General features: G+C 56.2%; 2 protein-coding genes. One reads left to right on the top strand and one right to left on the bottom strand.

The genetic code is table 11. The features are described from left to right. The first annotated feature begins 333 nt into the window (after positions 1-333). Positions 334-738 carry an HK97 gp10 family phage protein gene (locus AC1DUU_RS32360; RefSeq protein WP_476787375.1) on the top strand — a complete coding sequence of 135 codons (405 nt, stop codon included), beginning with the start codon at positions 334-336 and terminating at the stop codon, positions 736-738. 4 nt (positions 739-742) lie between these two features. On the opposite strand, the gene AC1DUU_RS32355 is transcribed toward AC1DUU_RS32360, so the two are convergent. Beyond that, a partial coding sequence (locus AC1DUU_RS32355) for a hypothetical protein (protein WP_476787374.1) occupies positions 743-1,259 on the bottom strand: 517 nt, incomplete at its 5' end.

Genomic DNA, 1,259 nt, shown 5'->3' with positions numbered 1-1,259 from the left:
CAATAGGCTCACAGCCATCAGATAGTTCGAATCCTGCCGGGCGCGCCAGATGCCGCCGGTTTCCCTCCATAGTACGCTTTAGCCACCCAGACCGCGCTCGTGAGAAGAGCAGGAGATAGTTTATGTGTGAAAAGCGTAGAAGCGGCGGGATTTGGCGGTGAAAAGTTCGAATCGTCACCGCCCTCACCACCACACTTGATATGCCCCACTGCGCGGCAACTCCCATGGTCGTCGCTTATATCCGCATGCTCCGGGCACGCCAACGCGCCACACCATCGGCTGCAAGTGCTTCGCCGAATATAAGATCGACTTTGTCGCTCAGCTGGTGCGCTGATGGCCAGCTTCGCTGCGACGGTCGGTCAGTGGGCCCAGAAAGTCGAAGGTGCGATTGAGGCGGTGTTCAAGGAAGCCGTGTCGCAACTGAACCAACTCGTACCTGTCGGCGACACGGGGTTTCTCCGTTCCTCGCTGATGGCTTCGACAACGGCTATGCCAACGCTGAACCGGGCCAATCCCGGAATGTCAGTGCCGGCCGATCTCGGCGATATGCTGCTGGTGATCAACAGCGCGGATCTCGGGGACACGATCTACCTCGGCTACACGGCGAACTATGCCGCTTACGTTCATTATGGGGCGCGCGGCAATGCTCCTCGACCATGGGTGACGATGGTGGCGCAGCGGTGGGTGTCAATCGTCGACGCAAAGGCGACAGAGGTGAAGCAGAGACTCGGGCTTTGATTGCCTACTGCTCCGCGTTCTTTCTCAGCTTTTCCTGGAAGCGCTCTTTCACATCTATCGAGCCGCGACAGACTTTGAGCATAGTGGGGTTGATGAAATTGAGCGCGTGAGCCGCGATTGCGTTTTCTTCCTCGGAGTTCTTCTTGCGCAGGTCGATTGCGAAACTGCCAGTTTGGTCAAAGCCACTGATAAGCTCAAACTCGACTATTTCGAGTTTTGCGTTCCATCCGGCATCTTGAAACCTGCCGATCAGCTTAAAGTTTGCGCCCGATGGCACTTTGAACTCCGCCTCTAGCACCCCGCCATTGGAGCCAGGGCAAAAGAGCGAAATCTGTCGGTATTTGTTGGGATCAAAATCATCTGCTGGGCGACCCGAAGCCGCCGCATCGAACCCTGCAAGTCCGATCAACGCAAGCGCGACACCGACAACAGTTCGCATCCCAGAACACCCCATTCCAACTCCATACGTCGCTAAGCTATCAAACCTTGGAAGACTGACAACGTGCAATCCATCGAAACAT

The organism is Aminobacter sp. P4_H6_2 (assembly GCF_056400805.1).
Note: the sequence above shows the minus strand (reverse complement) of the source record. Positions and strands in the feature narration are given on the sequence as shown.

What these genes read in the sequence shown, in the direction of transcription:
- AC1DUU_RS32360 (WP_476787375.1), top strand. Translation starts at nt 334, where the DNA reads ATGGCCAGCTTCGCTGCGACGGTCGGTCAGTGGGCCCAGAAAGTCGAA.